Below are 24,076 nucleotides of genomic sequence, written 5' to 3'. Positions count from 1 at the left end.
TCAGTTCGTCAGGCCGGCGGCCAGCAGGTCCACGAAGCCGACGTCCTGCCTCGCCACCCCGAAGGCCTCGGCCCGCAGCAGCGTGCGCTCGGCCCAGGCCCGGTGGGGCTTCACTTCATTCATCTTGTTCGTGTACGCCGAGCGCAGCACCCCGCCGCCCCCGCGCTCGGGGCTCAGGATGTCCTGGGCGTCGGTGAACTCCTCGTGGCTGACCACGGACAGCGCGTGCACGGGCGCCACGTGCGACGGGTGGATGCAGGTCTTGCCGAGCAGGCCGTTGGCCCGGTCGAGCTCGATCTCGCGGAGCAGTCCGTCCATGTCGTGCTCGATGAGGGCCGTGCGCAGTTCCTCGGCCCGGCCCTCCAGGAAGGGGCTGCGGCGCAGCTGGGGCTTGAACATGCGTTCCTGGCGGCGGAAGTACTCCCAGACCGGGCCGGTGATCGTGAAGCCGGTGCCGTCGGCCCGGCCGAGCACGTTGACCACGTCGGCGATGACGGAGGCGACGATGTGGACGTCGTACGCCGTCATGTCGGGCGCGCGGCGCAGTCCGTAGGCCGAGCAGAAGTCGGTGACGCCGAGCCGCAGGGCGAGGACCCGGTCCCGGTACTTGTCGACGCTGCGGGCGATGCCCCGGAGAATCTCACCGCGCGTCTCCAGGTGGAGCAGCTCGGGGGATTCGAGGACGGGCATGGCGAAGAGCCGTCGGCCGCATTCCGTCTCGGCCTCGGCGAGCGCCTCCAGGAAGTGTCTGCCCCGCTCTTCGGTGAATTTGGGAAGTACGAAACCGGACAACATCCGGACCGATGCGCCGAGGCGGCGCACCAGGTCGGTGATCTGGGCCGGTTCCCGTACGCGGATGAAGAGGAGCGGGACGTCCGCGCCGGCCGAGGCCGGTGCGTCGCTCTCGTGCCGGGGTGCGGGCCCGGGCTCCTCGTCGCGGGCGGCCAGCACGGCGAACTGCCTGATCAGGTTGGCTTCGGCGTCGATCACCTCGGCGTCGTCGATCGAGTCCTCCAGGCACAGCACCATGGAGACGACTCCGCGCGCGGCCTGCTTCAGCACGTCGTCGGCGAGCGACGGACGGGTGGCCGGGGAGTAGAGCGTGGCCCCGAGGGCGACGGAGAGCATCCTCGCCGGGGACTCCGCGGTGAAGGTGCTGGGCTCCTTGTAGAACAGGCCCTCGCGGGCAGCGGGCGATATGTGCCCGAAGTGACGCATGATTTTCCCCCGAACTGCCTGACCGGCCGAACAACGCATGGCCGGTAATAGTACGTACGGACGGGTGTCGCCAGTTCCCCATGTACATGAATTTCCGGTTACTCGCCCCTTGTCCGGCCCCCTCTCGCGGTACTCTCCCGCTCGGCCCGTGCCGCCGCCGGGCACGGCCGTGCCGCCCCCCGCGTTGTCCGCACGGGTCCCCAGCAGGCAGGATGACCGTCATGACGCACACGATGCTGAAGGGCTCGAACGTCCCTGTCGATGCCGCGGCCGTCCGGGCCGTGCTGCGCTGGACCCCGGGCGCCGGGGTTCCCGACGTGGACGCCTCCGCCCTGCTCCTCGGTGCGTCCGGGCGGGTGCGGTCGGACGAGGACTTCGTCTTCTACAACCAGCCCCGGCACCCCTCCGGCCTGGTCCGGCGGCTGCCGAAGCGCAGTGTCCCCGAAGGGCTGACGGATACGATCGAGGCGGACCTCGGGGCGCTCGACGCCTCGGTGGACCAGGTCGTCATCGCGGCCTCCTCCGACGGGGCCGCCTTCGAACAGGTCCCGGACCTGCGGATACTCCTGTTCGACACCGCCTTCGCCGACGGCGAGCCGCTGGCGGTGTTCGATGTGCGGCCGGAGACCGGGGAAGAGACCGCGATCATCTGCGGCGAGCTGTACCGGCGCGGTGAGGGCTGGAAGTTCCGTGCGGTCGGCCAGGGCTATCCCACCGGCCTGATCGGCCTGGCCACCGCCTTCGGCATCTCGGTGGACGATTCGGAGTCGGCGGACGAGAACCGGGCGGCCGACGGGGCGCAGGAACCGGCCGCCGCGGGGCCCCTCCCGGCCGCCGTGCCGCCGCCTCCGAACGCGCCGCCGGGACCCGTCCCGGCCGGGGCCACCGGAACCGGGCCCGACTCCCAGGCCACGGTGCAGCATCAGCAGCCCTCCTACGGCTATCCGCCCCCGGCCGCGCCGCCCGCTGCCGCCGCCGGGGCCCAGCAGCCGGCGTACGGCTATCCGCAGCCCGCCGCCGCACCGCCCGCCTACGGCTATCCGCAGCCCGCGGCAGCCGCCGCGCACGCGCCCGACCCCCATTTCGTGCTGCCTCCGCAAGGTCCGCAGTTCGTCCGGTCCTGAGCCGTGCCCTGAGCCGTGCTTCGGGAGCGGCCCCGGCATCAGGTCCGGGACTTGTAGCCGCGCCCCCATTGCATGCCGTAGCCGTACAGCCGGTCCAGCTCCGACTGGAACCCGTACACGAACTTCACCTCGCGGCGCACGATCAGCTCGTCCTTGATGTTCTCCACGGTGAACACCGCGCAGGAGCGGGCCTGCGGCGCGCGTTCGTCCAGCTCGATCTCGATGCGCGGGCCGTGGCCCGGGTAGAGCGTGATCTTGGCGTGCGTACGGTCGAACGCCGGCGTCCGGTCGTAGATGTAGACGAAGAACAGCAGCCGTTTGATCTTGTCGCGCTGGTCGAGGTTGACGTAGACCGTCTCGCCCGAGGGGGCGCCGAACCGGTCGTCGCCGCTGAGCCGGATGTAGGGCGGGCCGTTGAGGTCGCCGATCAGGCTGCCCAGGGGCTGTACGACGCCCTTGGTGCCGTCCATCAGCTCGTACATGCAGCCGAGGTCCAGGTCGACGTTGACGACGCCCTGGGTGTGCGCCTGGACGACCTCGGGCTTGAAGAGCTGGAGGGGGCGCCGCAGCCTGCCGCTCTGGCGGGAGCGGCCCTCGATGTCCGAGGTCCGCATCCGCCAGGAGAGGTTGACCCGGAGGTTGCCCGACAGGGCGCCCTGCTTGTTGAGCGAGATCGTGGCGTTCCGTTTGGACAGCACGACGGCGCTCGACGCCGCGTTGCCCGAGTCGAACTGTGCCGCGCGCCCCGGCCACAGGCCGTCGAAGAATCCCATCCCTGCCCCCACCTGTTCCCGTCGTCGCCTGTTCGCGTCGCCTGCTCGCGCTGTTCGCGTCGCCTGTTCGCGTCGCCTGTTCGCACCCCGGACATCACTGCGGGGCGGCCCTCGGGCCGGGTCCGGGAGTTCCCGGAGAGCCGTCGCCGTGTGGGCCGCCCCGCAGAGAGCGTTCCTCAATCCCTACCGCGTCACACCCCGGAGGACACTTCCGCCTTGGTGCCCGAGGCGTCGTCCCCGTCGGATTCCGCGCCGAGCGCGCGGTTGCGCTTGACCGAGGACCAGAAGGAGAAGGCGATCAGGATCACGCCGACCGAGCCGGTGATGAGCTCGTTGATCTCGTGCTGGATGGTGATCAGCAGGATGACGGAGAGCGCGCCGATCGCGTAGTGCGCGCCGTGCTCCAGGTAGACGTAGTCGTCGAGCGTGCCCTCGCGCACCAGGTAGACGGTGAGCGAACGGACGTACATGGCGCCGATGCCGAGGCCGAGGGCCATCAGCACGATCTCGTTGGTGATGGCGAAGGCGCCGATGACCCCATCGAAGGAGAACGAGGCGTCCAGGACTTCCAGGTAGAGGAAGAGGAAGAACGCGGCCTTGCCCGCGAGGGCGACCCCGGTGACGGGCTTGCCCTTCTTCTTGGCCTCTTCCTCGGCCTCGTGCTCACGCTCCTCCTCCTCTTCGAGCTTGTTCTCGAAGAATCCGGAGAGCCCGCCGACGATCAGGTAGGTGATCAGACCGGCGATGCCGGAGAGCATGACCGTCGCCGACTTGTCCACGTGCCCGCCGCCGTGCTGGTGGGCCTGGGTCGCGAAGGTCATCGCGGTGATCATGAGGATGATCAGGGCGACGCAGACCGACAGCATGTCGACCTTGCCGAGCTTGGCGAGCGGACGCTCGATCCAGCGCAGCCAGTGGATGTCCCGTTCCTCGTCGAAGATGAAGTCGAGGAAGATCATCAGCAGGAACATGCCACCGAAGGCGGCGATCGACGGATGGGCGTCCGTCACCAGTTCCTTGTACTTGTCGGGGTCGTTGAAGGACAGGTCGATGGCCTCGATCGGTCCGAGCTTGGCGCTCACGGCCACGATCACGACGGGGAACACCAGTCGCATACCGAAGACGGCGATGAGGATGCCGACGGTGAGGAAGATCTTCTGCCAGAAGGCATTCATCTTCTTCAGGATTCCGGCGTTGATCACCGCGTTGTCGAAGGACAGCGAGATCTCCAGGACGGACAGGATCGCGACGATGCCGAAAGCCTGCCACCCCCCGTAGAAAATCGCCGCGACCAGGCCGAGCGCGGTGACCGCGAACGACCAGCCGAAGGTTTTCAGTACCACTGGCTACCCCATCGTGTTATGTAAAGGGTCTCCCCCGGTGTGTCGGGGCCCCCCGCGCCCGTGCGCGGCGTTATGAAACGTTGACGCCGAAGTCTAGAGCGATGCCTCGCAGGCCCGATGCGTACCCCTGGCCGACTGCACGGAATTTCCACTCGCCGTTGTACCGGTAGAGCTCGCCGAAGATCATCGCGGTCTCCGTCGAGGCGTCCTCGCTGAGGTCGTAGCGGGCGAGTTCCTGGCCGTCGGCCTGGTTGACCACGCGGATGAACGCATTGCTGACCTGGCCGAACGCCTGGCCCCGGCTGTCCGCCTCATGGATCGAGACCGGAAAGACGATCTTGTCGCAGTGGGCCGGGACCTGGTCGAGGCGGACGATGACGGACTCGTCGTCGCCCTCGCCCTCACCGGTGAGGTTGTCGCCGGTGTGCTCGACGGAGCCGTCCGGGCTCGTGAGGTTGTTGTAGAAGACGAACCACTCGTCACCGAGCACCCGCCCCGACTGGCACAGCAGGGCGCTGGCGTCGAGGTCGAAATCGGCTCCGGTGGTGGAGCGTGCGTCCCAGCCGAGCCCGACCAGCACCTGGGTGAGGTTGGGTGCGACCTTGGAGAGGGAGACATTGCCTCCCTTGGCGAGCGTGACGCCCATGTGTGTCCTCCCCGAGTCGTGAAAAAACGCTGCGTCGCGAAAAACGCTGCCGGGCGCTTCCGACGCCCGGGGTCGGGCGTCGAAAGCGCCCGGTCGGGGGTGCCCGCCGGATCGGACCGGTCGGACACCCCCCTGGCGCCAGAACGTCAGACGTTGACGCCGAAGTCCTGGGCGATGCCGCGCAGGCCGGAGGCGTACCCCTGGCCGATGGCGCGGAACTTCCACTCGGCCCCGTTGCGGTAGAGCTCGCCGAAGACCATCGCGGTCTCCGTCGAGGCGTCCTCGCTCAGGTCGTAGCGGGCGAGCTCGGAGTTGTCGGCCTGGTTGACCACGCGGATGTACGCGTTACGGACCTGGCCGAAGCTCTGCTGGCGGGTCTCGGCCTCGTAGATCGAGACCGGGAAGACGATCTTGTCGACGTCGGCCGGGACACCGGCGAGGTTCACCTTGATGACCTCGTCGTCGCCCTCGCCCTCACCGGTGGTGTTGTCACCGGTGTGCTCGACGGAACCGTCCGGGCTCTTCAGGTTGTTGAAGAAGACGAAATTGCCGTCGGTGGCGACCTTGCCCTCGGGGTTCGTCAGCAGAGCGCTGGCGTCGAGGTCGAAGTCACCCCCGGTGGTGGTGCGGGCGTCCCAGCCCAGACCGACGATGACCGCGGTCAGGTTGGGCGCGGCCTTGGTCAGCGAGACGTTGCCGCCCTTGCTGAGGCTGACTCCCACGAGTCCTCCAGTAGTTTTCTCAGGGGCCGGCAGACACCAGCGTCCCCGTCGTTCGTTGGCATCGGATCAACGATTGGATCCTAGTGACCGGTTCCCGGCCAAAACAGGCTTTTGGCCGGGCGTCGCCAGGAGATCGTCTCAGAGCGCTTCGAGCGCCTTGACGTAGTCGTTCAGGTCGCGGGCGTCCGGGAGGCCGTTGACGACGCTCCAGCGGACGACGCCCTCCTTGTCGATGACGAAGGTGCCGCGCACCGCGCAGCCCTTGTCCTCGTCGAAGACGCCGTACGCCCGCGAGGTCTCCCCGTGCGGCCAGAAGTCGGACAGCAGCGGGTACTCCAGGCCCTCCTGCTCGGCGAAGACGCGCAGGGTGTGGATGGAGTCGTTGGATACGGCGAGGAGCTGGGTGCCCTCGTTCTCGAAGCGGGGCAGCTCGTCGCGGAGCGCGCACAGCTCGCCGGTGCAGACGCCGGTGAAGGCGAACGGGTAGAACACCAGCACCACGTTCTTCTCACCGCGGAACTCCGCCAGGCTCACGGTCCTGCCGTGGTTGTCCTTGAGCTGGAAGTCCGGGGCCTGGCTGCCGACCTCGATCGTCATGAACACGTATCCCTTCGCCGCTTCTCCGCTTACCCGGGACCCGGGGCGGGTCCGTCCGGGTGACTCCCACCCTACGCAGCCCGGTCGCGGGCGTACGAAGGCCCTCACGGGTGCGGTGCGCGCCCGTGAGGGCCTCGGGGTGGTGCGAAGAGCGGTTCAGCGCTTGGCCTTGGCCCCCTTGGGGGTGGCCAGACGGCTGCCCGTCCAGTCCTTGCCCGCGCTGATGCTCTTGGTCTGGGCGAGCCCGGCCGTCTGGGCGGCCTCATTGATGTCGCTCGGTTCGACGTAGCCGTCACGGCCGGTCTTCGGCGTCATCAGCCAGACCATCCCGCCCTCCTCGATCAGACCAATGGCATCCACCAGCGCGTCCGTAAGGTCGCCGTCCTCGTCGCGGAACCAGAGCAGGACGACGTCTGCGACGTCGTCGTAGTCCTCGTCGACGAGTTCCTGGCCGGTAGTGGCCTCAATGCCCTCACGGAGCTCCAGCTCGACGTCGTCGTCGTAGCCGATCTCCTGGACCACTTGTCCGGGCTCGAACCCCAGGCGTGCTGCCGGGTTGGTCCGCTCCTCCGCGTGGTCCGCGGTCGCGCTCACGGGTTGCCTCCTGATCATGTCTTCGGAAAATGCTCCAGCCCACGCGCGTGCGCGGGGCGTAGGCCGTAGTCCACACGGGCCCGGCGAATCGCGCAAGTACCCAGCGTGCGAGACCGCCTATACGGTGACGTTCCCTGCCACGTCGCCGCAAGTTCCGGCATGTCTCTCCGGCGGCTTCCCGGGGTCTGTCCCGGGTCGCTCCATCCGTTTACGTCCTTCCTCAGCTTATGCGGTTTCGCTCCGCCAATAGGAGTCGAACAGCCTTTGGGAACGCTTGGACGCCTTGGGCGTAAGGTTGCGGTTTGCCCGTACCCAGCCGTGTACCGCCCACACGCGTGCCCCGCGGACGAGTTTTGCGAACCGCGGGGTTACCCCTCGGTAGAGATGACGTTCGGGCCCTCGCGGTAGCACGATGGAGGCGGCGCGCACAGAGTTGGCAGAGCTGTCCGGGGGCACGTTCCCCGCGAACAGCCCCGTAGAGCACCACCGAACAGCGAAGGAACAGTGTGGCTTCCGGATCCGATCGCAACCCGATCATCATTGGCGGCCTTCCCAGCCAGGTCCCGGATTTCGATCCCGAAGAGACCAAGGAATGGCTGGACTCCCTCGACGCCGCCGTCGACGAGCGCGGCCGTGAGCGGGCCCGCTATCTGATGCTCCGGCTCATCGAGCGCGCACGTGAGAAGCGCGTGGCGGTGCCGGAGATGCGCAGCACGGACTACGTGAACACGATCGCCACGAAGGACGAGCCGTTCTTCCCCGGCGACGAGGAGATCGAGCGCAAGGTCCTCAACGCGACCCGCTGGAACGCCGCGGTGATGGTCTCGCGGGCCCAGCGTCCCGGGATCGGCGTCGGCGGCCACATCGCGACCTTCGCCTCCTCCGCCTCGCTGTACGACGTGGGCTTCAACCACTTCTTCCGGGGCAAGGACCAGGGCGACGGCGGCGACCAGATCTTCTTCCAGGGGCACGCGTCCCCGGGGATCTACGCCCGCGCGTTCCTGCTGGACCGGCTGAGCGAGGCGCAGCTCGACGCGTTCCGCCAGGAGAAGTCGAAGGCCCCGAACGGGCTGTCCAGCTACCCGCACCCGCGGCTGATGCCGGACTTCTGGGAGTTCCCGACCGTCTCGATGGGCCTCGGTCCGCTCGGCGCGATCTACCAGGCGCGGATGAACCGCTACATGGAGGCGCGCGGGATCGCCGACACTTCCAAGTCGCACGTCTGGGCCTATCTGGGCGACGGCGAGATGGACGAGCCGGAGTCGCTGGGCCAGCTGTCCATCGCGGCCCGTGAGGGCCTGGACAACCTGACCTTCGTCGTCAACTGCAACCTCCAGCGGCTCGACGGCCCGGTGCGCGGCAACGGCAAGATCATCCAGGAGCTGGAGTCGCAGTTCCGGGGCGCCGGCTGGAACGTCATCAAGCTGGTCTGGGACCGTTCCTGGGACCCGCTGCTGGCGCAGGACCGTACGGGCATCCTGGTCAACAAGCTGAACACCACGCCGGACGGGCAGTTCCAGACGTACGCCACCGAGACCGGCGCGTACATCCGCGAGCACTTCTTCGGTGACGACCCGCGGCTGCGGGACATGGTCAAGGACATGACCGACCAGCAGATCCTGCACCTGGGGCGCGGCGGTCACGACCACCGCAAGGTGTACGCGGCCTACGCGGCGGCCAAGGCGCACAAGGGCCAGCCGACGGTCATCCTGGCGCAGACGGTCAAGGGCTGGACGCTGGGGCCGAACTTCGAGGGCCGCAACGCGACCCACCAGATGAAGAAGCTCACGGTCGAGGACCTCAAGCGCTTCCGGGACCGCCTGCACATCCCGATCACGGACAAGCAGCTGGACGAGGGCTACCCGCCCTACTACCACCCGGGCCGCGACTCGGAGGAGATCCAGTACATGCACGACCGCCGGCAGAGTCTGGGCGGTTACGTCCCGACCCGGGTGGTCCGTGCGAAGCCGCTGCCGCAGCCCGCGGACAAGACGTACGCGGCCGCGAAGAAGGGTTCGGGTTCGCAGTCGATCGCCACCACCATGGCGTTCGTCCGCATCCTGAAGGACCTCATGCGGGACAAGGAGATCGGCAAGCGGTTCGTATTGATCGCGCCCGATGAGTACCGCACCTTCGGCATGGACGCGTTCTTCCCGAGTGCGAAGATCTACAACCCGCTGGGCCAGCAGTACGAGGCGGTCGACCGGGAGCTGCTGCTCGCGTACAAGGAGTCCCCCACGGGTCAGATGCTGCACGACGGCATCTCCGAGGCGGGCTGCACGGCCTCGCTGATCGCGGCCGGTTCGGCGTACGCCACGCACGGCGAGCCGCTGATCCCGGTGTACGTCTTCTACTCGATGTTCGGGTTCCAGCGGACCGGTGACCAGTTCTGGCAGATGGCCGACCAGCTCTCGCGCGGTTTCGTGCTGGGCGCGACCGCCGGGCGTACGACGCTGACCGGTGAGGGTCTCCAGCACGCGGACGGCCACTCGCAGCTGCTCGCCTCGACGAACCCGGGCTGTGTCGCGTACGACCCGGCCTTCGGGTTCGAGATCGCGCACATCATGCAGGACGGGCTCCGCCGGATGTACGGCGAGGCGAACGAGGACGTCTTCTACTACCTCACCGTCTACAACGAGCCGATCCAGCACCCGGCCGAGCCGGAAAACGTCGACGTCGACGGCATCCTCAAGGGCATCTACCGCTTCTCCACCGGCGAGAAGGGCGAGATCCCGGCCCAGATCATGGCGTCGGGCGTGGCGGTCCCCTGGGCCCTGGAGGCGCAGAAGATCCTCGCGGACGAGTGGAACGTCAAGGCGGACGTCTGGTCGGCGACCTCCTGGAACGAGCTGCGCCGTGAGGCGGTGGACGTGGAGCGCCACAACCTCCTGCACCCGGAGGAGGAGCAGCGCGTCCCGTACGTGACCAGGAAGCTCGAAGGGGCCCAGGGCCCGTTCGTGGCGGTCTCGGACTGGATGCGTTCGGTGCCGGACCAGATCGCGCGCTGGGTGCCGGGCGCGTACCAGTCGCTGGGCGCGGACGGCTTCGGCTTCGCGGACACCCGGGGTGCGGCCCGCCGGTTCTTCCACATCGACGCGCAGTCGATCGTGCTGGCGGTGCTGACGGAACTGGCCAAGGAGGGCAAGGTCGACCGGTCGGCCCTGAAGAAGGCCGTCGACCGCTACGAGCTCCTGGACGTGGCCGCAGCCGATCCGGGCGCGGCGGGCGGCGACGCGTAGGCAGGAACGACCGGGAGGGGCGGTGGCGCCGGAGCGCCGCCGCCCCTCCCGCGTGTCCGGGGCAGGTGGGCTCAGTTCTCCCAGATCTTGAAGGCCCGTACCTGGTACGGGGACCGGGGCGTCCAGGTGCCCCCGCCCGGGTACGTCTCGAACTCCCCGGTCTCCGCGCACTCGGCGGACTGGTAGGTGGTGACGGGCCGCCCGGTGCGGTTGGCGAGGGACTGGGCGTCGCTTCCCTTCGGCAGCGGGACGCAGCTGTCGATGTCGGTGTCGGAGAGCTCGAAGGTCTGGCGGGCCCCGGTGAAGTCGGGCTTCTTCCAGAGGCAGAGCCTGCCCGCCTCACAGGTGCCGAGAGCGACGCCCGGGGATCGCTCGGGAGCGGCGCCGGCCACCCGGTCGTGGGCCAGGGCCTGGGGTACGAGCGCGGAGACGGCGAGGACGGCCCCGAGAACGGCCGTACGCGTGAGGTTCGTACGCGTGAGGTTCGTACGCATAGTGGATCAACCCCCGTGGTTGGTCGGTGACGTGCTTCCGTCGCTCACTCTGAGTCACCGGGCGAGCAGTACGGAAGAGGGGCCGGGGCACACCACCCTGATAGGTCACAGCCCCGCCGAAAGGATTCGGCGGGGCTGTGACCTGCGCTGTGTTGACGACCCGCGCGGGGTCCGGGGCGTCAGATGTGACCGACCCCGGCGCCCGCCTCGGCGTTCTCACCGCGCTTGGTGAGAGTGGCGACGAAGGCGGCGACCACCGCGACGACGCCCGCGACCGTGAAGGCCAGGCCCATGCCGGACATGAAGGTGTCGTGGATGACCCCGCCGATGCGGTCGACGATGTCCGGCGTCATACCGGGAGCCTTGGAGAGCTCGTCGGCCGGGACCATGCCGAACTCGGCGGCCGCCTCCAGCTTCGGGTCGGGCGCGCCGGGCAGGCCCGCGCCCGCCCAGTTGCCCGCGAAGTCGGCGCTGACCTTGGCGGACATGACCGCGCCGAGGACGGCGGTGCCGAGCGCGCCGCCGACCTGCATGGCGGCCTGCTGGAGCCCGCCGGCCACGCCGGACAGCTCCATGGGCGCGTTGCCGACGATGACCTCGGTGGCGCCGACCATGACCGGGGCGAGCCCGCAGCCGAGCAGGGCGAACCAGAGGGACATCGCGAGGGTGCCGGTGGACTCGGTGAGCGTGGTCATGCCGAACATCGCGGTGGCCGTGCAGACCATGCCGCCGACCAGCGGGACGCGCGGGCCGAACTTGGTGATCAGCAGACCGGCGACCGGCGAGGAGACGATCATCATCGCGGTGAGCGGCAGCAGATGCAGACCGCTGTCGACCGGGCTGAGGCCGTGGACGCCCTGGAGGAAGAAGGTCACGAAGAAGAGGCCGCCCATGAAGGCGAAGGCCATCAGCATCATGAGGACGACACCGGCCGTCAACGGGATGGAACGGAACATCCCCAGCGGGACCAGCGGCTCGCGGACCCTGGTCTCCCAGAGGCCGAAGGTGAGGAAGAGCGCGACGGCGATCGCCAGCCACGTCCACGTACGGCCGTCGCCCCAGCCCCAGGACTCACCGGCCTTGATGATGCCCCAGATGAGGGCGAACATCGCGCCCGAGAGCAGCACGATGCCGGGGATGTCGAAGGAGCGCGGCGCGTTGGCGGCGCGGTGGTCCTTGAGGATCACCAGACCGAAGACGAGCGCCACGATGCCGACCGGCACGTTGATGAAGAAGACCGACTGCCAGTTGACGTGCTCGACGAGCAGACCGCCGGCGATCGGGCCGCCCGCGGTGGAGGCTCCGATGACCATGCCCCAGATGCCGATCGCCATGTTCAGCTTCTCGGCGGGGAAGGTGGCGCGCAGCAGGCCGAGCGCCGCCGGCATCAGCAGGGCGCCGAAGAGGCCCTGGAGCACACGGAAGAGGATGACCAGCGAGATCTCGCTGGAGAGACCGATCGCACCGGAGGCGAGGGCGAAGCCCGCGATGCCGATGAGGAAGGTCTGACGGTGGCCGAAGCGGTCGCCCAGCTTGCCCGCGGTGATCAGGGCGACGGCGAGGGCGAGCAGATAGCCGTTGGTGATCCACTGGACGTCGGCGAGCGAGGCGCCGAGGTCCTTCTGGATCGCGGGGTTCGCGATGGCGACGATGGTGCCGTCGAGGGCGACCATCATCACGCCGATGGCGACGGCGAAGAGGGTCAGCCAGGGGTGGCCGCGAAGCCCCTTGGCCGGGGCGGTTCCCGCGTTGTCCTCGGGCTCCCGCGGCGCCTTCTCGACGGTGGTCTGACTAGTCATGACGGGGAGACTAGTGACAGCCTCTGACAGTTGACAAACCAATTCACAAGTCAGTAACTGTCACGTAGCTCACACGAAGCTCACAGGTATGCTGAGCTGGACAAACACGGGAAAAGAGGGACCGGTACGTGACCGACGGGCAGACAGTCGAGCCCCGACCCGGACTGCGTGAACGCAAGAAACAGCGCACCCGCGACGCCTTGTTGCGCGCCGCCCTCGAACTGTTCACCACTCAGGGGTACGAACGCACCACCGTCGACGAGATCGTCGACGCCGTGGAGGTCTCCCAGCGCACCTTCTTCCGCTATTTCGCGAACAAGGAGGACGCCACCTTCGCCGTGCAGGAGATCGTCGAGTCCCGTTTCATCGAGGAGCTGCGCCGGCGCCCCGCGCACGAAGCGCCCTTCGAGGCGATGCGCCGGGCGGTGCTGTGCGCGTGGAACAGCATCGGCGAGGCGATCGAGGAGGTCATCACCGTCGACCTCCATATGCGGACCTACCAGATGATCGAGTCGACCCCCTCCCTGCTCGCCGCCCATATGCGGCGCGGCATCGCCCTGGAGAACCAGGTCGCCCGGCTGATCGCGGAGCGCGAGGGGCTGGACGTGGAGCGGGACCCCCGGCCGCGGGTGGCCGTCGCCGCGTTCTCCGGGGTGATGCGGGTGACCGGCCAGCTGTGGGGGCAGGGGGTCGATCCGAGCGTGGAGGCGCTGCGCGATCTGACGGAGGAGTACCTCGACCAGCTCGTCCCGGCCCTCGCCCGCGACTGGCGTGAGAAGTAGCGCGGTCCCGGCGTCCCGGCCCTCCACCGCGACTGGCGTGAGAGGTAGCGCCACTACAGGACGCGGTGACCCTCCGTGAGAAATCCTGGGTGAATCCTTCGCGGACGGGTGATGTACCTCACCCGAATCACGGTCGTCGGCGCGCGTCTCCTAGGGTGTGGCGCAGTGACTTCCTTCGACACCTCCCCCACCTTGACCGCATGGCGCGCGCTGCTCGCCGTGGCGGTGGTGTTCGTGATGCTGGCGACGACGGGCTGGAGCGCCGTACGCGATCAGCAGGCCGACGGCCCGCGCGAGCTGGCGCTCGCCGCCTGGGCGCGGGACCGGATAGCGGGCCACGCACTGCCGGAGGTCGACGCCCCCGCCTACCGGCTGGCGCACTTCTTCGCCACCCTCACCTCCGGGCAGCGGTTCGCGCTCGCGGACAAGTACCCCTCGGTGGTGGGAAACCTGAACGGCGCGCCGGTCACCCTGCGCTACCGGGCGAACCGGGTGGCCCTCGGGCAGGCGGCGGCCGTGGAGAAGGTGCGGGCGCACGACGAGAAGCTGTCGCCGGGCGGGCGCGACGAGGCCCGGGCCCGCCTCGACCGGTTCCGGTCGCTGCTCAAGGGCAAGCGGCAGATCCTGGCCTTCGACCCGTCCGGGAAGGGCCGGGCGGCCGAGGTGTTCGGCGATCTCGACCGGGCGGCCCGGGTCTCCGTCGTCGTCCCGGGCGTCGACACCCATCTGCTGACCCTGGAGCGCAGCAAGCGCCGGTACGCGGCCCCGGTCGGCATGGCCAAGTCCCTGTACGGGGCGGAGCGCTCGGCCGCCCCGGGCACCCGTACGGCGGTCATCGCGTGGGCCGACTACACCGCCCCGGCCGGTCTCGGCATGGACGCGGCGCTGGGCGGCCTCGCCGCGGACGGCGCGGTCCGGCTGAACGAGATGGTCGGCGCACTGCCCGGCACCTCGAAGGTCTCGCTGTTCTGCCACAGCTACGGCTCCGTGGTGTGCGGGGTGGCCGCGCACCGGGCCCCCGGCCGGGTGGCCGACATCGCGGTCGCGGGCAGCCCCGGCATGCGGGCCGCCAGCGCCGGGCAGTTGGAGACCGACGCCCGGATCTGGGCGACCCGGGACGGGGACGACTGGATCGGGGACGTACCGCACATGGAGTTCGGCGGGATCGGTCACGGGGCCGACCCGGTCGACCCGGCGTTCGGGGCGCGGATCGTCTCGGCGGCCGGGGCCGCCGGGCACAGCGGCTACTTCGAACCGGGCACCGAGAGCCTCGACAACTTCGCCGCGATCGGCGTCGGAGCGTACGGGTCGGTCAGCTGCGCGAGCGCCGACAGCACATGCCACAGCGGTATTTCCGGCGAGCGGGACGGCTGACGCGCGTAGAGGACCGTGGCGGGCCGAAAAATTGGGACGTACTTCGAGGGGGGACGTGCGGGACTGTGCCGCATACGATGAGGCACATGGGTGATGTGCTGGCCGGAATTCATGCCACCTGGGAGTTCGACACCGACTCCGTGCTCATCCGCTTCGAACGGGGCATCCGCACACCGAAGCTCTTCCAGAGCCTGCGGGAACGCCGCATCCCGTATGCGGCACTGTCGTCGGTGACGCTGACCCCCGGCAAGCGGGGCACGGTGGTTCTGCGTGCCGTGCCGAGGGCGGGTGCCGATCCTCTGGTGGAGGCTGCCTCCGGGCAGCTCAAGGAGGGGTGCGACCCCTATCGCCTGGTGCTTCCGGCGGAGCGGGAGGTGCTCGCCGAGTACTACGCGGACGAGCTGCGGGCCCTGCTGGACCCGGCGTCCGACGAGCCCGCCGACCGCTTCCTGGTGGCGGCCCCCGAGGCCCCGCTGAACTTCAAGGCGTACGACGGCCGAGCCGGCTTCGACGGCGAGCGGGTCTCCTTCCGGTGGTCCTGGACCGGGGCGTCCAGCGCCAAGTGGAAGGCCGGCGACCAGACCTTCAAGGTGAGCGAGTTGGCCGGAATCGTATGGCGCTCGCCCGAGGCGCTCGACGGCTATCTCCGGCTGCTGCCCCGCGCGGCGGCCCCGGTCGGCCACGGCACCGGCGGCAGCCTGGGCGAACTGCACGGCGCGGCCGACCGCGGGAGCGCGGACGGCGGGGCGGCCGACGGTGTGCCCGTGGCGCCTCAGGTCACTCAGGCCGCGGACCAGGACCCGGCGGCCGTGCTGTTCGGCCTGGGCTACGGGCCGGTGCACGAGTCGCTGCCCTTCGCCGCCGCCGTCCTGGAATCCGTACGCCGGACCCAGCCCGCGCCGGCGGCCTCGGCCCCGGCGATGGTGAACGCCAGGCGGCGCGATCCCGCGGACATCGCCGAGCGGATACATCACCTCGGCGAGCTGCACCGGGCCGGACTGGTGACGGACGCCGAGTACACCGCGAAGAAGGCCCAGCTGCTCGCGGAGCTGTGACCGGGTGCGGGGCCTGCCCCCGCGTACGTCGTGCCCTCGCCGGGCCGTGACCGTACGCCGCGTCTCCGCCGGGCCGTGACCGTATGCCGCGTCTCCGCGGGGCCGTGACCGTACGCCGGGCCGTGGCTCCGCACACCCTGTACCGGAGTATGAGGCGGTCCGGACGGGTCGGGACCCCGGTATGACGCCCGAGGGGACTTCGCCTGCCTAGGCTGACCGGGCCATGGCCACTTCTCCTTCCTCCTCCCCCGCCGGGCCCCCGCCGCCCGCCGACGGCCTGCTGAGCGCCGCCCGCCGCAATCTGCGCGAGCTGGGCCACGGGCTGTCCCACACGTCCCATCCGTCCACCCCGCTGCTGGCCGACGCGCCGAAGCTGTGGCAGCGGCTGCTGCCGTACGTCGTGGTGCTCGCCCTGGCCGCGACCTTCATCCCGGTCACCATCACCGTCCTGACCTCGCAGTACGGCATGCCGGGCGCGCTGGCCGGGGCGCTCGGGGTGGCCCAGGCGGCCCCGTTGCTGATGCTCGCCCACCGGCCCCTCCAGGCGTGGTGGATCGTCTTCCCGGCCGACATCGCGGGCGCGCTGGTGCTGCTGGCCCGCGATCCCGGGCGGCACGACATCTGGCCATGGCCTCCGCCGACCCTGGTCGCCTACCTCTTCCTGCTGCTGGCCCTCGGCCTGCGCGAGACCCGGCGCACCGTCGTCGCCGTGTGGGCGGCGACGGCCGCGGCCGGGGCGGTCCTGCATCTGGTCGCGCCCTCGGACCGCAGCACCGGCAGCGCCCTGCTGCTGCCGATCCTCGGCGCGGTGGTCCTGGTGATCGGCGGGGCGGTACGGGAGCGGGGCGAGGCGACCCGGCGGCTGGCCGAGCAGGAGACGATCAGCGAGGCGGAGCGGGCGCAGCGCACGCTGCTGGAGGAGCGGACCCGGATCGCCCGCGAGCTGCACGACGTGGTCGCGCACCACATGTCGGTGATCACCGTGCAGGCGGACTCCGCGCCGTACCGGATCTCCGGTCTCTCGGAGCCCGCGCGGGAGGAGTTCGCCTCCATCGCGGCGGCGGCGCGGGAGTCGCTCGGCGAGATGCGGCGGCTGCTGTCGGTGCTGCGCAGCGACGGCACCGAGGGCGACCGGGCGCCGCAGCCGGGCCTGGACCGGCTCCAGCAGCTGGTGGAGGCGACGGTACGGGCCGGGCTGCCGGTGGAGCTGTCGCGCGCCGCGGATCTGGGCGAGGTGCCGTCGGCGGTGGACCTGTCGGCGTACCGGATCGTGCAGGAGGCACTGGCCAATGTGGTGCGGCACGCGCCGGGTGCGCGCACCCAGGTCTCGGTCCGGGCGTCCGCGGGCCATCTCAACGTGCTGGTGGTCAACGGGCCCGCGCCGAAGCCCGCTTCGCCGCTGGAGAGCGCCGGGACCGGGCACGGGCTGGTGGGGATGCGCGAGCGCGTACGGTTGACCGGCGGCACGCTGGACACCGGGCCGCTGCCCGACGGCGGGTTCCGGGTGGCCGCCCGGATGCCACTGCCGCCACCCGGGTCCCCGCCCGACTCGCCGCCCGACTCCCCTTCCGTACAAGCTTCTTCGGAGGATCTGTGACCATCCGCGTGATCATCGTCGACGACCAGGCCATGGTGCGGGCCGGGTTCGCGGCGCTGCTGGCGGCGCAGAGCGACATCGACGTGGTGGGCGAGGCGGCGGACGGCCGCCAGGGCGTGGACGTCAGCCGCCACCAGCATCCCGACGTGGTCCTGATGGACGTGCGGATGCCGGAGATGGACGGACTGGCCGCCGCGCGCGAGCTGTTGAACCCGCCGCCGGGGGTGGTGCACCGGCCGAAGGTCCTGATGCTGACGACGTTCGACGTGGACGACTACGTGTACGAGGCGCTGCGCGCCGGGGCGTCCGGGTTCCTGCTGAAGGACGCGCCGCCCGCCGATCTGATCGCGGCGGTACGAGTGGTGGCGGCCGGGGACGCGCTGCTCGCGCCGTCGGTGACCCGGCGGCTGATCGCGGACTTCGCGGCGCAGCGGCCCGCCGGGGCGACGCGCACCGGGCAGGCGCTCCGGCTGAACGGGCTGACGCCGCGCGAGAGCGAGGTGCTGGAGCTGATCGCCCGGGGTCTTTCGAACCAGGAGATCGCGGGGCGGCTGGTGCTGGCCGAGCAGACCGTCAAGACGCACATCGGGCGGGTGCTGGCCAAGCTGGATCTGCGGGACCGGGCGCAGGCGGTCATCTTCGCGTACGAGTCGGGGCTGGTGACGCCGGGGGACGCGGGACCGTAGCCCGCCGTTCCGGGCTCCTCCACCCCCTACCCCGGTATCACCCCTCAGTTGGCTCCCCGGTGTGACGTCGCGTCACCCGTCCTCTTCCTACCTTCCTCCCGGTCGCACCGGTCGGTGCGGATCCGGAGAGGGAGGGCACGATGCGCCGATACGCGAGAACCCTGGTCGCGTTGGCACTGGCCACCAGCGTGGCGGCGGGAACCACCGGCTGGGTTTCGGGGGATGCGCAGCAGGCGCTGACCGGGCCGCCGCCGGGCAGTGCGCAGTGGCGGGCGGACCGGGCGCTGGGCACGGAGCTGCCCGACCCTGAGCACACCACGCCCGCCGAAGTGGCCCGGTTCTTCGCGGGGTTGAGCACCGCAGAGCGTCAACTGCTGCTGGTGCGGCATCCGTCCGTCGTCGGGAATCTCGACGGGGCGCCGCTGGAGCTGCGTTACCGCGCCAACTCCCTGGCGCTGGCCGCCGAGGACGACCCCCGCTACCGTTCGCTCGCCGCCCCCGGCCGGCAGATCCTCGCGTTCGATCCGCGCGGCCGCGGCCAGGTCGCCGAGGTCTTCGGGGACCTGCGCGCCGCGCGGCGCGTCTCCGTGGTGGTGCCCGGGTCGGACAACGACGCCGGGACCTTCGACCGGAAGGTCGCCGCGCACGGGGCCCCGCCCGGGATGGCCAGGACCCTGCACACGGCGGCCGGTCCGGGGACGGCCGTCGTCGCGTGGGTCGGGTACACCACCCCGGTGGGCGTCGGCATCGACGCGGCCACCGGCAGCCTCGCGGAGGCGGGCGCCGGGCGGCTGACCCGGTTCGCGGAGGGCCTGACGGCGGACGGGCTGCCCGAGCCCGCCGTGTTCTGCCACAGCTACGGCTCGGTCGTCTGCGGGCTCGCCGCACACCGCCTCCCCGCCACCGACCTGGTGGCCCTCGGCTCCCCCGGCATGCGGGCGGACGACGCCGCGGGGCTGCGGACGAAGGCGCGGGTGTGGGCGGCGAAGGACCCGACCGACTGGATCGACAACGTACCGAACGTGCGCTTCGCGGGCCTCGGCCACGGCACGGACCCGACCGACCCGGCGTTCGGCGCCCGCCGCGTACCGGCGAACGAGGCCCGAGGCCATGCCGGTTACTTCGCGCCGGGTACGGATTCTCTGCGGGCCTTCGCCGCGATCGCGCGGGGCACGGCCGCGCAGGGAGGGGCGGAAACCCCGACGGACGTACAGGCGCTGACGGACGCGCAGGCTCCGGCGGCCGCGCGGGAAGCGGCACCGCCCCCGGCGGACACCCGGCTTCCGGCGAACGCGCCGGTCCTGGAAGGGGCCGCCCGATGAACGCCGTACGGGAGAACGCGCGGCGGCTCTCCGCCCGTATCGACGCCTCGACCCCCGCCCACCGCGACCGCGCCATTGACGGCCTGCGGGCCCTGGCTCTGCTCGCCGTGCCGCTCGGGCACTGGATGCTCGGCGGGTTCCGGCTGGACGCCGACGGGCTGCACAACGCGAGCCCGCTGGCCACGTTCGGCGCGTTCGCCCCCGTGAGCTGGGTGCTCCAGATGCTGGGGATCTTCTTCCTGGTCGGCGGGTACGCCTCGGTCCTCTCCTACCACCGCCGGTCCTCGACGACGGCCGCCTGGCTGGGCGGCCGGCTGGCCCGCCTCGGCCGGCCCGTGCTCGGGGTGAGCGCCGTGTGGGCGGTGCTGCTCGCGGTGCTCTCCGCGCTGGGCGTGCCGGGCGACACCCTGCGTACGGGGTCGACGCTGGTGATCCAGCCGCTCTGGTTCGTCGGGGTGTACACCGTGGTCACGGCCCTCACCCCGGTCTGCGTCACGCTGGCGCGGAAGCTCGGCGGCTGGGCGGCGCTCCCGCTGCTGGTCTCCGTCGCGGTCGTGGACTTTCTGCGCTACGGGCCGTACGCGGACGCGATGCCGTCCTGGCTGAGCGTGCTCAATATCCTGCCCGGCTGGCTGTTCGCGTATCAGCTCGGTGTGTCCTGGGGCGAGGGCCGGATCGGGAAGCGCGGGGCCCGGCTGCTGCTGGTCGGTGGCGGGGTGCTGTTCGCCGTGCTGCTGCTGGTCTTCCACTACCCGGCGTCGATGGTCGGGGTGCCGGGTGAGGCCCGGACGAACTCGCATCCGCCGTCGCTGCTGGTGGTGGCGTTGGCGGCGGCGCAGAGCGGGGCGGCGATCCTGCTGCGCGACCGGCTCGGGCGGCTGCTGCGCAGGCCGCTGCTGTGGGCGCCGGTCGTGGTGGTCAACCTGTCCGCGATGACGATCCTGTGCTGGCACCAGACCGCGATGCTGGCCGCCGCCGTACCGGCCTCGCTCGCGGGGGCTGGGAGCACGGCGGTGGCGGGTCTGACGACGGCTCCGGACACGGTGGGCTGGATCCTCGCCCGCATCGCGTGGCTGCCGGTGTTCGCCGGACTGCTGGTGCTGATCGCCCGGTACGCGCGCCGCTTCGAGGCCCCGTGGCGGTCGGGCACCCGCGCCGCGAACGCCCGCCGCGCGCTGGCGGGGCTGCTCGCGGCGGGGTTCGCGGTGTTCGCGCTGGGGCTGGCGTGAGGGCCCGAGGGGTGGCGCCCGGGTGTGACCCTGCGGGGGCGGGCCTTCGGCCCGGGGCGTCGCTGGTCGTCATGAACTTCATGAGCCTCATGAACCAGGCGATCACCCCGTACGCCTCCGGGCTACTCCTCCCGCGCCGCCGACGTACTGCTCATGTCCGGGTAGCGGTCCCCCGCCACCCGCCCCGCGATCGGCTCCAGCGCGGCCAGTTCGTCCGCCGTCAGGGTCAGCCGGGTCGCCGCGACGTTCTCCAGGAGGCGGCCGCGCTTGCGGGTGCCGGGGATCGGGACCACGTTCAGGCCGTGGACGTCGGCGCGCTGCTGGACCCAGGCGAGGGCCACCTGCGCGGCCGTCGCCCCGTGCGCGGCGGCGATCTTGTGGACGGGCTCCAGCAGGGCCGCGTTCGTCCGGGCGTTGTCGCCGGTGAACCGGGGCTGGTGCTTGCGGAAGTCGCCCTCGGTCAGGTCCTTGCCCGCGTCGGTGAAGGCCCCGGTGAGGAAGCCCCGGCCGAGCGGGGAGTACGGGACGAGCGTGACGCCGAGTTCGGCCGCCGCGCCGACGGCGCTCCGCTCGACGTCCCGGCTGAAGAGGGACCACTCCGACTGGAGGGCGGCGATCGGGTGCACGGCGTGCGCCTCGCGCAGTTCGGGGCCGGTGACCTCGCTCAGCCCGAGCTGCTTGACCTTGCCCTGCCGGACCAGCTCCGCCAGCGCGCCGATCGATTCGGCGAGCGGGACGGCCGGGTCGCGGCGGTGCATGTAGTAGAGGTCGATGACGTCGGTGTTCAGCCGGCGCAGGCTCGCCTCGACGGCGGTACGGATGTACGCGGGGTCGTTGCTGATGCCCCGGTAGTGGGGGTCGTCGGTGCGGACGAGGGCGAACTTGGTGGCGAGGGTGATCTCGTCCCGGTGGGCCCCGACGAACGGGGCGAGGAACTCCTCGTTGGCCCCGCGCCCGTAGGCGTCGGCGGTGTCGAGGAGCGTGACGCCCGCCTCCAGGGCCGCGTCCAGGGTGTCGCGGGCGGCGCGTTCGTCGGTGTCGCCGTAGAACTCGCTCATGCCCATGCAGCCGAGGCCCTGGACACCGACCCGCGGTCCGCCCGCTCCCAGCTCCACGGTGGCGATCTTGTCAACAGTCATCAGGCACTGTGCCTTTCCGGCGCCCGGCAGGCGCCCGCATAGAACTCGATCTTGTGGTCGAGGACGGCGAGGGTGTCGTGGAGCTCCGCGATCCGCGAGATCACATCGCGGCGGGTCGCCTCCAGCAGTTCCCGCCGTGCCTCGAAGGTGGACTCCCCCTCGCGCAGCAGCTCCGCGTACCGCACCATGTCGGCGACGGGCATCCCGGTCAGCCGCAGCTTGCCGACGAAGGCCAGCCAGTCGAGATCGCGGTTGCTGAAGCGGCGCTGGCCGGTGTGCGAGCGGTCGACGTGGGGCATGAGCCCGATCCGCTCGTACCAGCGCAGGGTGTGCGCGGTGAGCCCGGTGAGGGCGACGACCTCGCTGATGCTGTAACTGCCCTTGTCCGTGCCTGTACCTGTGCCCGTGCCCTTCATGCCCCCACGCTAGATCCTTGGAGTGCACTCGAAGCAAGCGGATGCGGCGGCGAGGAGGGTCTCGGCCGCGGCGGTGCGGGCGTAGAGGACGGAGCGGCCGGCTCGGTGGGCGCTGACCAGGCCCGCGTCGCGCAGCGCGGTGAGCTGTCGGGAGTCCCCGGCCGGTGAGAGCCCGGTGCGGTGGGCCAGGTGTGTGGTGGAGGCGGGGGCGTCCAGCTCGGTCAGGAGCAGGGTTCGCGAACGTCCGAGTACGGCGGCGAGGGCGTCGGCCCGGGGAGTGCGCCGCTGCTGCCACAGGGTGCCGACGCCGCGTGCGGGATAGGCGATCTGCGGTGGGTCCGGCGGTGTCGTCCGGGTGCGCAGCCCCGGCCCGGTGAAGACCGAGGGGATCAGGAGCAGCCCCGCGCCCGGTACGGGGCGAGCGCCACCTCCCCATAGGCTTCGAGCTCGCCCGTGAGCTTCCCCAGGCGGGCGTCCGGGTCGGCGTGCAGCGTCCGCAGCCGCGGGCCGAGGGTGCCCCGGTGGCGGGCCAGGTGGTCGAGGTCCTGGCGCACCCGGCCGGTGGCCGAGGCCCGGATGGCCCGCCACTCCGCCTGAGGTGCGGGGGCCGGTCCGGCGGGGGCCGGGTTGAGGAAGTCGGGGACGTAACCGGAGGGCGGGATCAGCTCGGAGAGCCGGCCGCGGTCCAGTCCGGCGGCCGTCGGCCGAGGCCGCACCTGGTCCGTCCAGGCCCGGTGGACCGGATGCACCGCGCGGGCCCGCAGCAGCCGGAAGCTGGGCGCCACCTCCCACATCGACGAGACGGCGAACCGTACCTGCGCCGGATCACTCGCCGAGAACGACAGCTCCGCCAGGACGACCACCCCCGATGGATTCGCGTCGATGGATTCGCGCATACGTGAATCAATGGCGGGCCGGCCTACCGTTCGGAGATCATCCCGCCATGACCTCACAGATGATCAACGCGGCGGCATCGGGCACCTGGAAGCTCGGCGACCGGACCGTGAACCGGATCGGTTTCGGCGCGATGCGGCTGCCCCAGACGGGCGCGGCGCTCTCGGCCGATGCCGTGCCGCGCGACCGCGACCAGGCGATCGGTGTACTGCGCCGCGCGGTCGAGCTGGGCGTGAACCACATCGACACCGCCGCGTTCTACTTCTCGGCACTGCGGAGCGCGAACGAGCTGATCAACCGGGCTCTGGCGCCCTACCCGGACGACCTCGTCATCGCCACCAAGGTCGGCCCCGGCCGGGACCCTTCGGGCCGGTGGATGGAGCATGCAGGCCCCGGGCAGCTGCGCGGCCAGGTCGAGGAGAACCTGCGCCAGCTCGGCCGCGACCACCTCGACGTGGTGAACCTGCGCATCGTCGGCACCGACGCGATCGCCGAACGCTTCGGCGCGCTCGCCGAACTGCGGGAGGCGGGCCTCATCCGCCACCTGGGCCTGTCCAACATCCGCCCGCACCACCTGGCGGAGGCCCAGGCCATCGCGCCCGTGGTGTGCGTGCAGAACATGTACGGCATCGGCGCGTCACGCGAACACGCGGAGTTCCTGGACCTCTGCGGTGAACAGGGCATCGCGTTCGTGCCGTTCTACTCGATCGCCGGCACCGGACGCGAGACCGGGGCGACGGCCGGCGACAGCCCCGAGGTGCGTGCTGTCGCCCGCGCCCACGGGGTCGGCGAGGCCCAGATCCGGCTGGCCTGGACCCTGCACCAGGGCGCCCACGTCCTGCCCATCCCCGGCACCGGCGACCTGGACCACCTCGCCCAGAACGTGGCGGCCGGCTCCTTGCGGCTGTCGGAGGACGAACTCGCCACGCTGGACTCCGTAACCCACGAAACAGCGTGATCGCACCTCGCGGGTGAGCGGGTGAGCGGCAGCCCCGGGCCCCGGGGCGGGGTGCCGGGGCGGGGTGTCCGGGGC

General features: G+C 71.0%; 22 protein-coding genes. 10 read left to right on the top strand and 12 right to left on the bottom strand.

Going from position 1 to position 24,076, the window contains the following annotated elements:
• The gene (locus A3Q37_RS21785; protein ID WP_065487235.1) at positions 1–1,218 is read right to left on the bottom strand and encodes an HpcH/HpaI aldolase/citrate lyase family protein; all 1,218 of its coding nucleotides are present in this window, start codon (positions 1,216–1,218) and stop codon (positions 1–3) included.
• 221 nt (positions 1,219–1,439) lie between these two features.
• Here A3Q37_RS21785 and A3Q37_RS21780 point away from each other — a divergent pair, with 221 nt between their 5' ends.
• Positions 1,440–2,342 (top strand): TerD family protein, encoded by a 903-nt coding sequence (locus A3Q37_RS21780; RefSeq protein WP_065487233.1) that lies wholly within the window; start codon positions 1,440–1,442, stop codon positions 2,340–2,342.
• Between the two features lie 38 nt (positions 2,343–2,380).
• On the opposite strand, the gene A3Q37_RS21775 is transcribed toward A3Q37_RS21780, so the two are convergent.
• The 6 genes from A3Q37_RS21775 to A3Q37_RS21750 all read right to left on the bottom strand — a co-directional run bounded on the left by A3Q37_RS21775 (position 2,381) and on the right by A3Q37_RS21750 (position 7,017).
• Positions 2,381–3,115 carry a Tellurium resistance gene (locus tag A3Q37_RS21775; RefSeq protein WP_065487231.1) on the bottom strand — a complete coding sequence of 245 codons (735 nt, stop codon included), beginning with the start codon at positions 3,113–3,115 and terminating at the stop codon, positions 2,381–2,383.
• Positions 3,116–3,306: 191 nt separating this feature from the next.
• Positions 3,307–4,458 carry a DUF475 domain-containing protein gene (locus A3Q37_RS21770; protein WP_065487229.1) on the bottom strand — a complete coding sequence of 384 codons (1,152 nt, stop codon included), beginning with the start codon at positions 4,456–4,458 and terminating at the stop codon, positions 3,307–3,309.
• Between the two features lie 70 nt (positions 4,459–4,528).
• Positions 4,529–5,104 carry a TerD family protein gene (locus A3Q37_RS21765; protein WP_065487227.1) on the bottom strand — a complete coding sequence of 192 codons (576 nt, stop codon included), beginning with the start codon at positions 5,102–5,104 and terminating at the stop codon, positions 4,529–4,531.
• A gap of 146 nt (positions 5,105–5,250) precedes the next feature.
• Complete coding sequence (locus tag A3Q37_RS21760; protein ID WP_065487225.1) at positions 5,251–5,826, bottom strand: TerD family protein; 576 nt, start codon at positions 5,824–5,826, stop codon at positions 5,251–5,253.
• Positions 5,827–5,964: 138 nt separating this feature from the next.
• Entirely contained in the window at positions 5,965–6,423 is a 459-nt protein-coding gene (locus A3Q37_RS21755) for a peroxiredoxin (RefSeq protein ID WP_065487223.1), read from the bottom strand.
• Between the two features lie 156 nt (positions 6,424–6,579).
• Positions 6,580–7,017 carry a DUF3052 domain-containing protein gene (locus A3Q37_RS21750; protein ID WP_065487217.1) on the bottom strand — a complete coding sequence of 146 codons (438 nt, stop codon included), beginning with the start codon at positions 7,015–7,017 and terminating at the stop codon, positions 6,580–6,582.
• A 506-nt stretch (positions 7,018–7,523) separates the two neighbouring features.
• Between A3Q37_RS21750 and aceE the strand changes: the two genes are divergently transcribed.
• Positions 7,524–10,256 carry a pyruvate dehydrogenase (acetyl-transferring), homodimeric type gene (gene aceE / locus A3Q37_RS21745; RefSeq protein ID WP_065487215.1) on the top strand — a complete coding sequence of 911 codons (2,733 nt, stop codon included), beginning with the start codon at positions 7,524–7,526 and terminating at the stop codon, positions 10,254–10,256.
• Positions 10,257–10,327: 71 nt separating this feature from the next.
• Here aceE and A3Q37_RS21740 read toward each other — a convergent pair whose 3' ends face one another.
• Together A3Q37_RS21740 and A3Q37_RS21735 are read right to left on the bottom strand one after the other, a co-directional pair.
• Complete coding sequence (locus A3Q37_RS21740; RefSeq protein ID WP_065487213.1) at positions 10,328–10,750, bottom strand: peptidase inhibitor family I36 protein; 423 nt, start codon at positions 10,748–10,750, stop codon at positions 10,328–10,330.
• A 179-nt stretch (positions 10,751–10,929) separates the two neighbouring features.
• Complete coding sequence (locus tag A3Q37_RS21735) at positions 10,930–12,549, bottom strand: MFS transporter (RefSeq protein ID WP_065487211.1); 1,620 nt, start codon at positions 12,547–12,549, stop codon at positions 10,930–10,932.
• A gap of 128 nt (positions 12,550–12,677) precedes the next feature.
• Between A3Q37_RS21735 and A3Q37_RS21730 the strand changes: the two genes are divergently transcribed.
• From A3Q37_RS21730 to A3Q37_RS21700, 7 genes are all read left to right on the top strand, one after another.
• Positions 12,678–13,331 carry a TetR/AcrR family transcriptional regulator gene (locus A3Q37_RS21730; RefSeq protein ID WP_065487209.1) on the top strand — a complete coding sequence of 218 codons (654 nt, stop codon included), beginning with the start codon at positions 12,678–12,680 and terminating at the stop codon, positions 13,329–13,331.
• 165 nt (positions 13,332–13,496) lie between these two features.
• The gene (locus tag A3Q37_RS21725; RefSeq protein WP_065487206.1) at positions 13,497–14,705 is read left to right on the top strand and encodes an alpha/beta hydrolase; all 1,209 of its coding nucleotides are present in this window, start codon (positions 13,497–13,499) and stop codon (positions 14,703–14,705) included.
• 86 nt (positions 14,706–14,791) lie between these two features.
• Positions 14,792–15,760, top strand: coding sequence for a DUF4429 domain-containing protein (locus tag A3Q37_RS21720; RefSeq protein ID WP_065487204.1), 969 nt, complete (start codon positions 14,792–14,794; stop codon positions 15,758–15,760).
• Between the two features lie 223 nt (positions 15,761–15,983).
• Entirely contained in the window at positions 15,984–17,357 is a 1,374-nt protein-coding gene (locus tag A3Q37_RS21715; RefSeq protein ID WP_065487202.1) for a sensor histidine kinase, read from the top strand.
• A complete protein-coding gene (locus tag A3Q37_RS21710) occupies positions 17,354–18,043 on the top strand; it encodes a response regulator transcription factor (protein ID WP_065487200.1) in 690 nt (229 codons plus the stop codon). Before A3Q37_RS21715 ends, A3Q37_RS21710 begins: the two co-directional genes overlap by 4 nt.
• A gap of 140 nt (positions 18,044–18,183) precedes the next feature.
• Complete coding sequence (locus A3Q37_RS21705) at positions 18,184–19,365, top strand: alpha/beta hydrolase (RefSeq protein WP_079137914.1); 1,182 nt, start codon at positions 18,184–18,186, stop codon at positions 19,363–19,365.
• A complete protein-coding gene (locus A3Q37_RS21700; protein ID WP_065487198.1) occupies positions 19,362–20,594 on the top strand; it encodes an acyltransferase in 1,233 nt (410 codons plus the stop codon). Before A3Q37_RS21705 ends, A3Q37_RS21700 begins: the two co-directional genes overlap by 4 nt.
• A 122-nt stretch (positions 20,595–20,716) precedes the next feature.
• Here the strand turns inward: A3Q37_RS21700 and A3Q37_RS21695 are convergent, their stop codons facing one another.
• The 3 genes from A3Q37_RS21695 to A3Q37_RS38355 all read right to left on the bottom strand — a co-directional run bounded on the left by A3Q37_RS21695 (position 20,717) and on the right by A3Q37_RS38355 (position 23,045).
• The gene (locus tag A3Q37_RS21695) at positions 20,717–21,733 is read right to left on the bottom strand and encodes an aldo/keto reductase (RefSeq protein ID WP_065487196.1); all 1,017 of its coding nucleotides are present in this window, start codon (positions 21,731–21,733) and stop codon (positions 20,717–20,719) included.
• Positions 21,733–22,149, bottom strand: a complete 417-nt coding sequence (locus A3Q37_RS21690; protein ID WP_065487194.1) for a MerR family transcriptional regulator — start codon at positions 22,147–22,149, stop codon at positions 21,733–21,735. The genes A3Q37_RS21695 and A3Q37_RS21690 overlap by 1 nt, the downstream gene beginning before the upstream one ends.
• Positions 22,150–22,538: 389 nt before the next feature.
• Positions 22,539–23,045, bottom strand: coding sequence for a hypothetical protein (locus tag A3Q37_RS38355; protein ID WP_369691464.1), 507 nt, complete (start codon positions 23,043–23,045; stop codon positions 22,539–22,541).
• Positions 23,046–23,092: 47 nt separating this feature from the next.
• Between A3Q37_RS38355 and A3Q37_RS21680 the strand changes: the two genes are divergently transcribed.
• Complete coding sequence (locus A3Q37_RS21680; protein ID WP_065487192.1) at positions 23,093–24,001, top strand: aldo/keto reductase; 909 nt, start codon at positions 23,093–23,095, stop codon at positions 23,999–24,001.
• The last annotated feature ends 75 nt before the right edge of the window (positions 24,002–24,076 follow it).

It is taken from the genome of Streptomyces sp. PTY087I2 (assembly GCF_001687325.1).
GTDB lineage: Bacteria > Actinomycetota > Actinomycetes > Streptomycetales > Streptomycetaceae > Streptomyces.
This window is presented reverse-complemented; position numbering and strand designations above follow the sequence as displayed.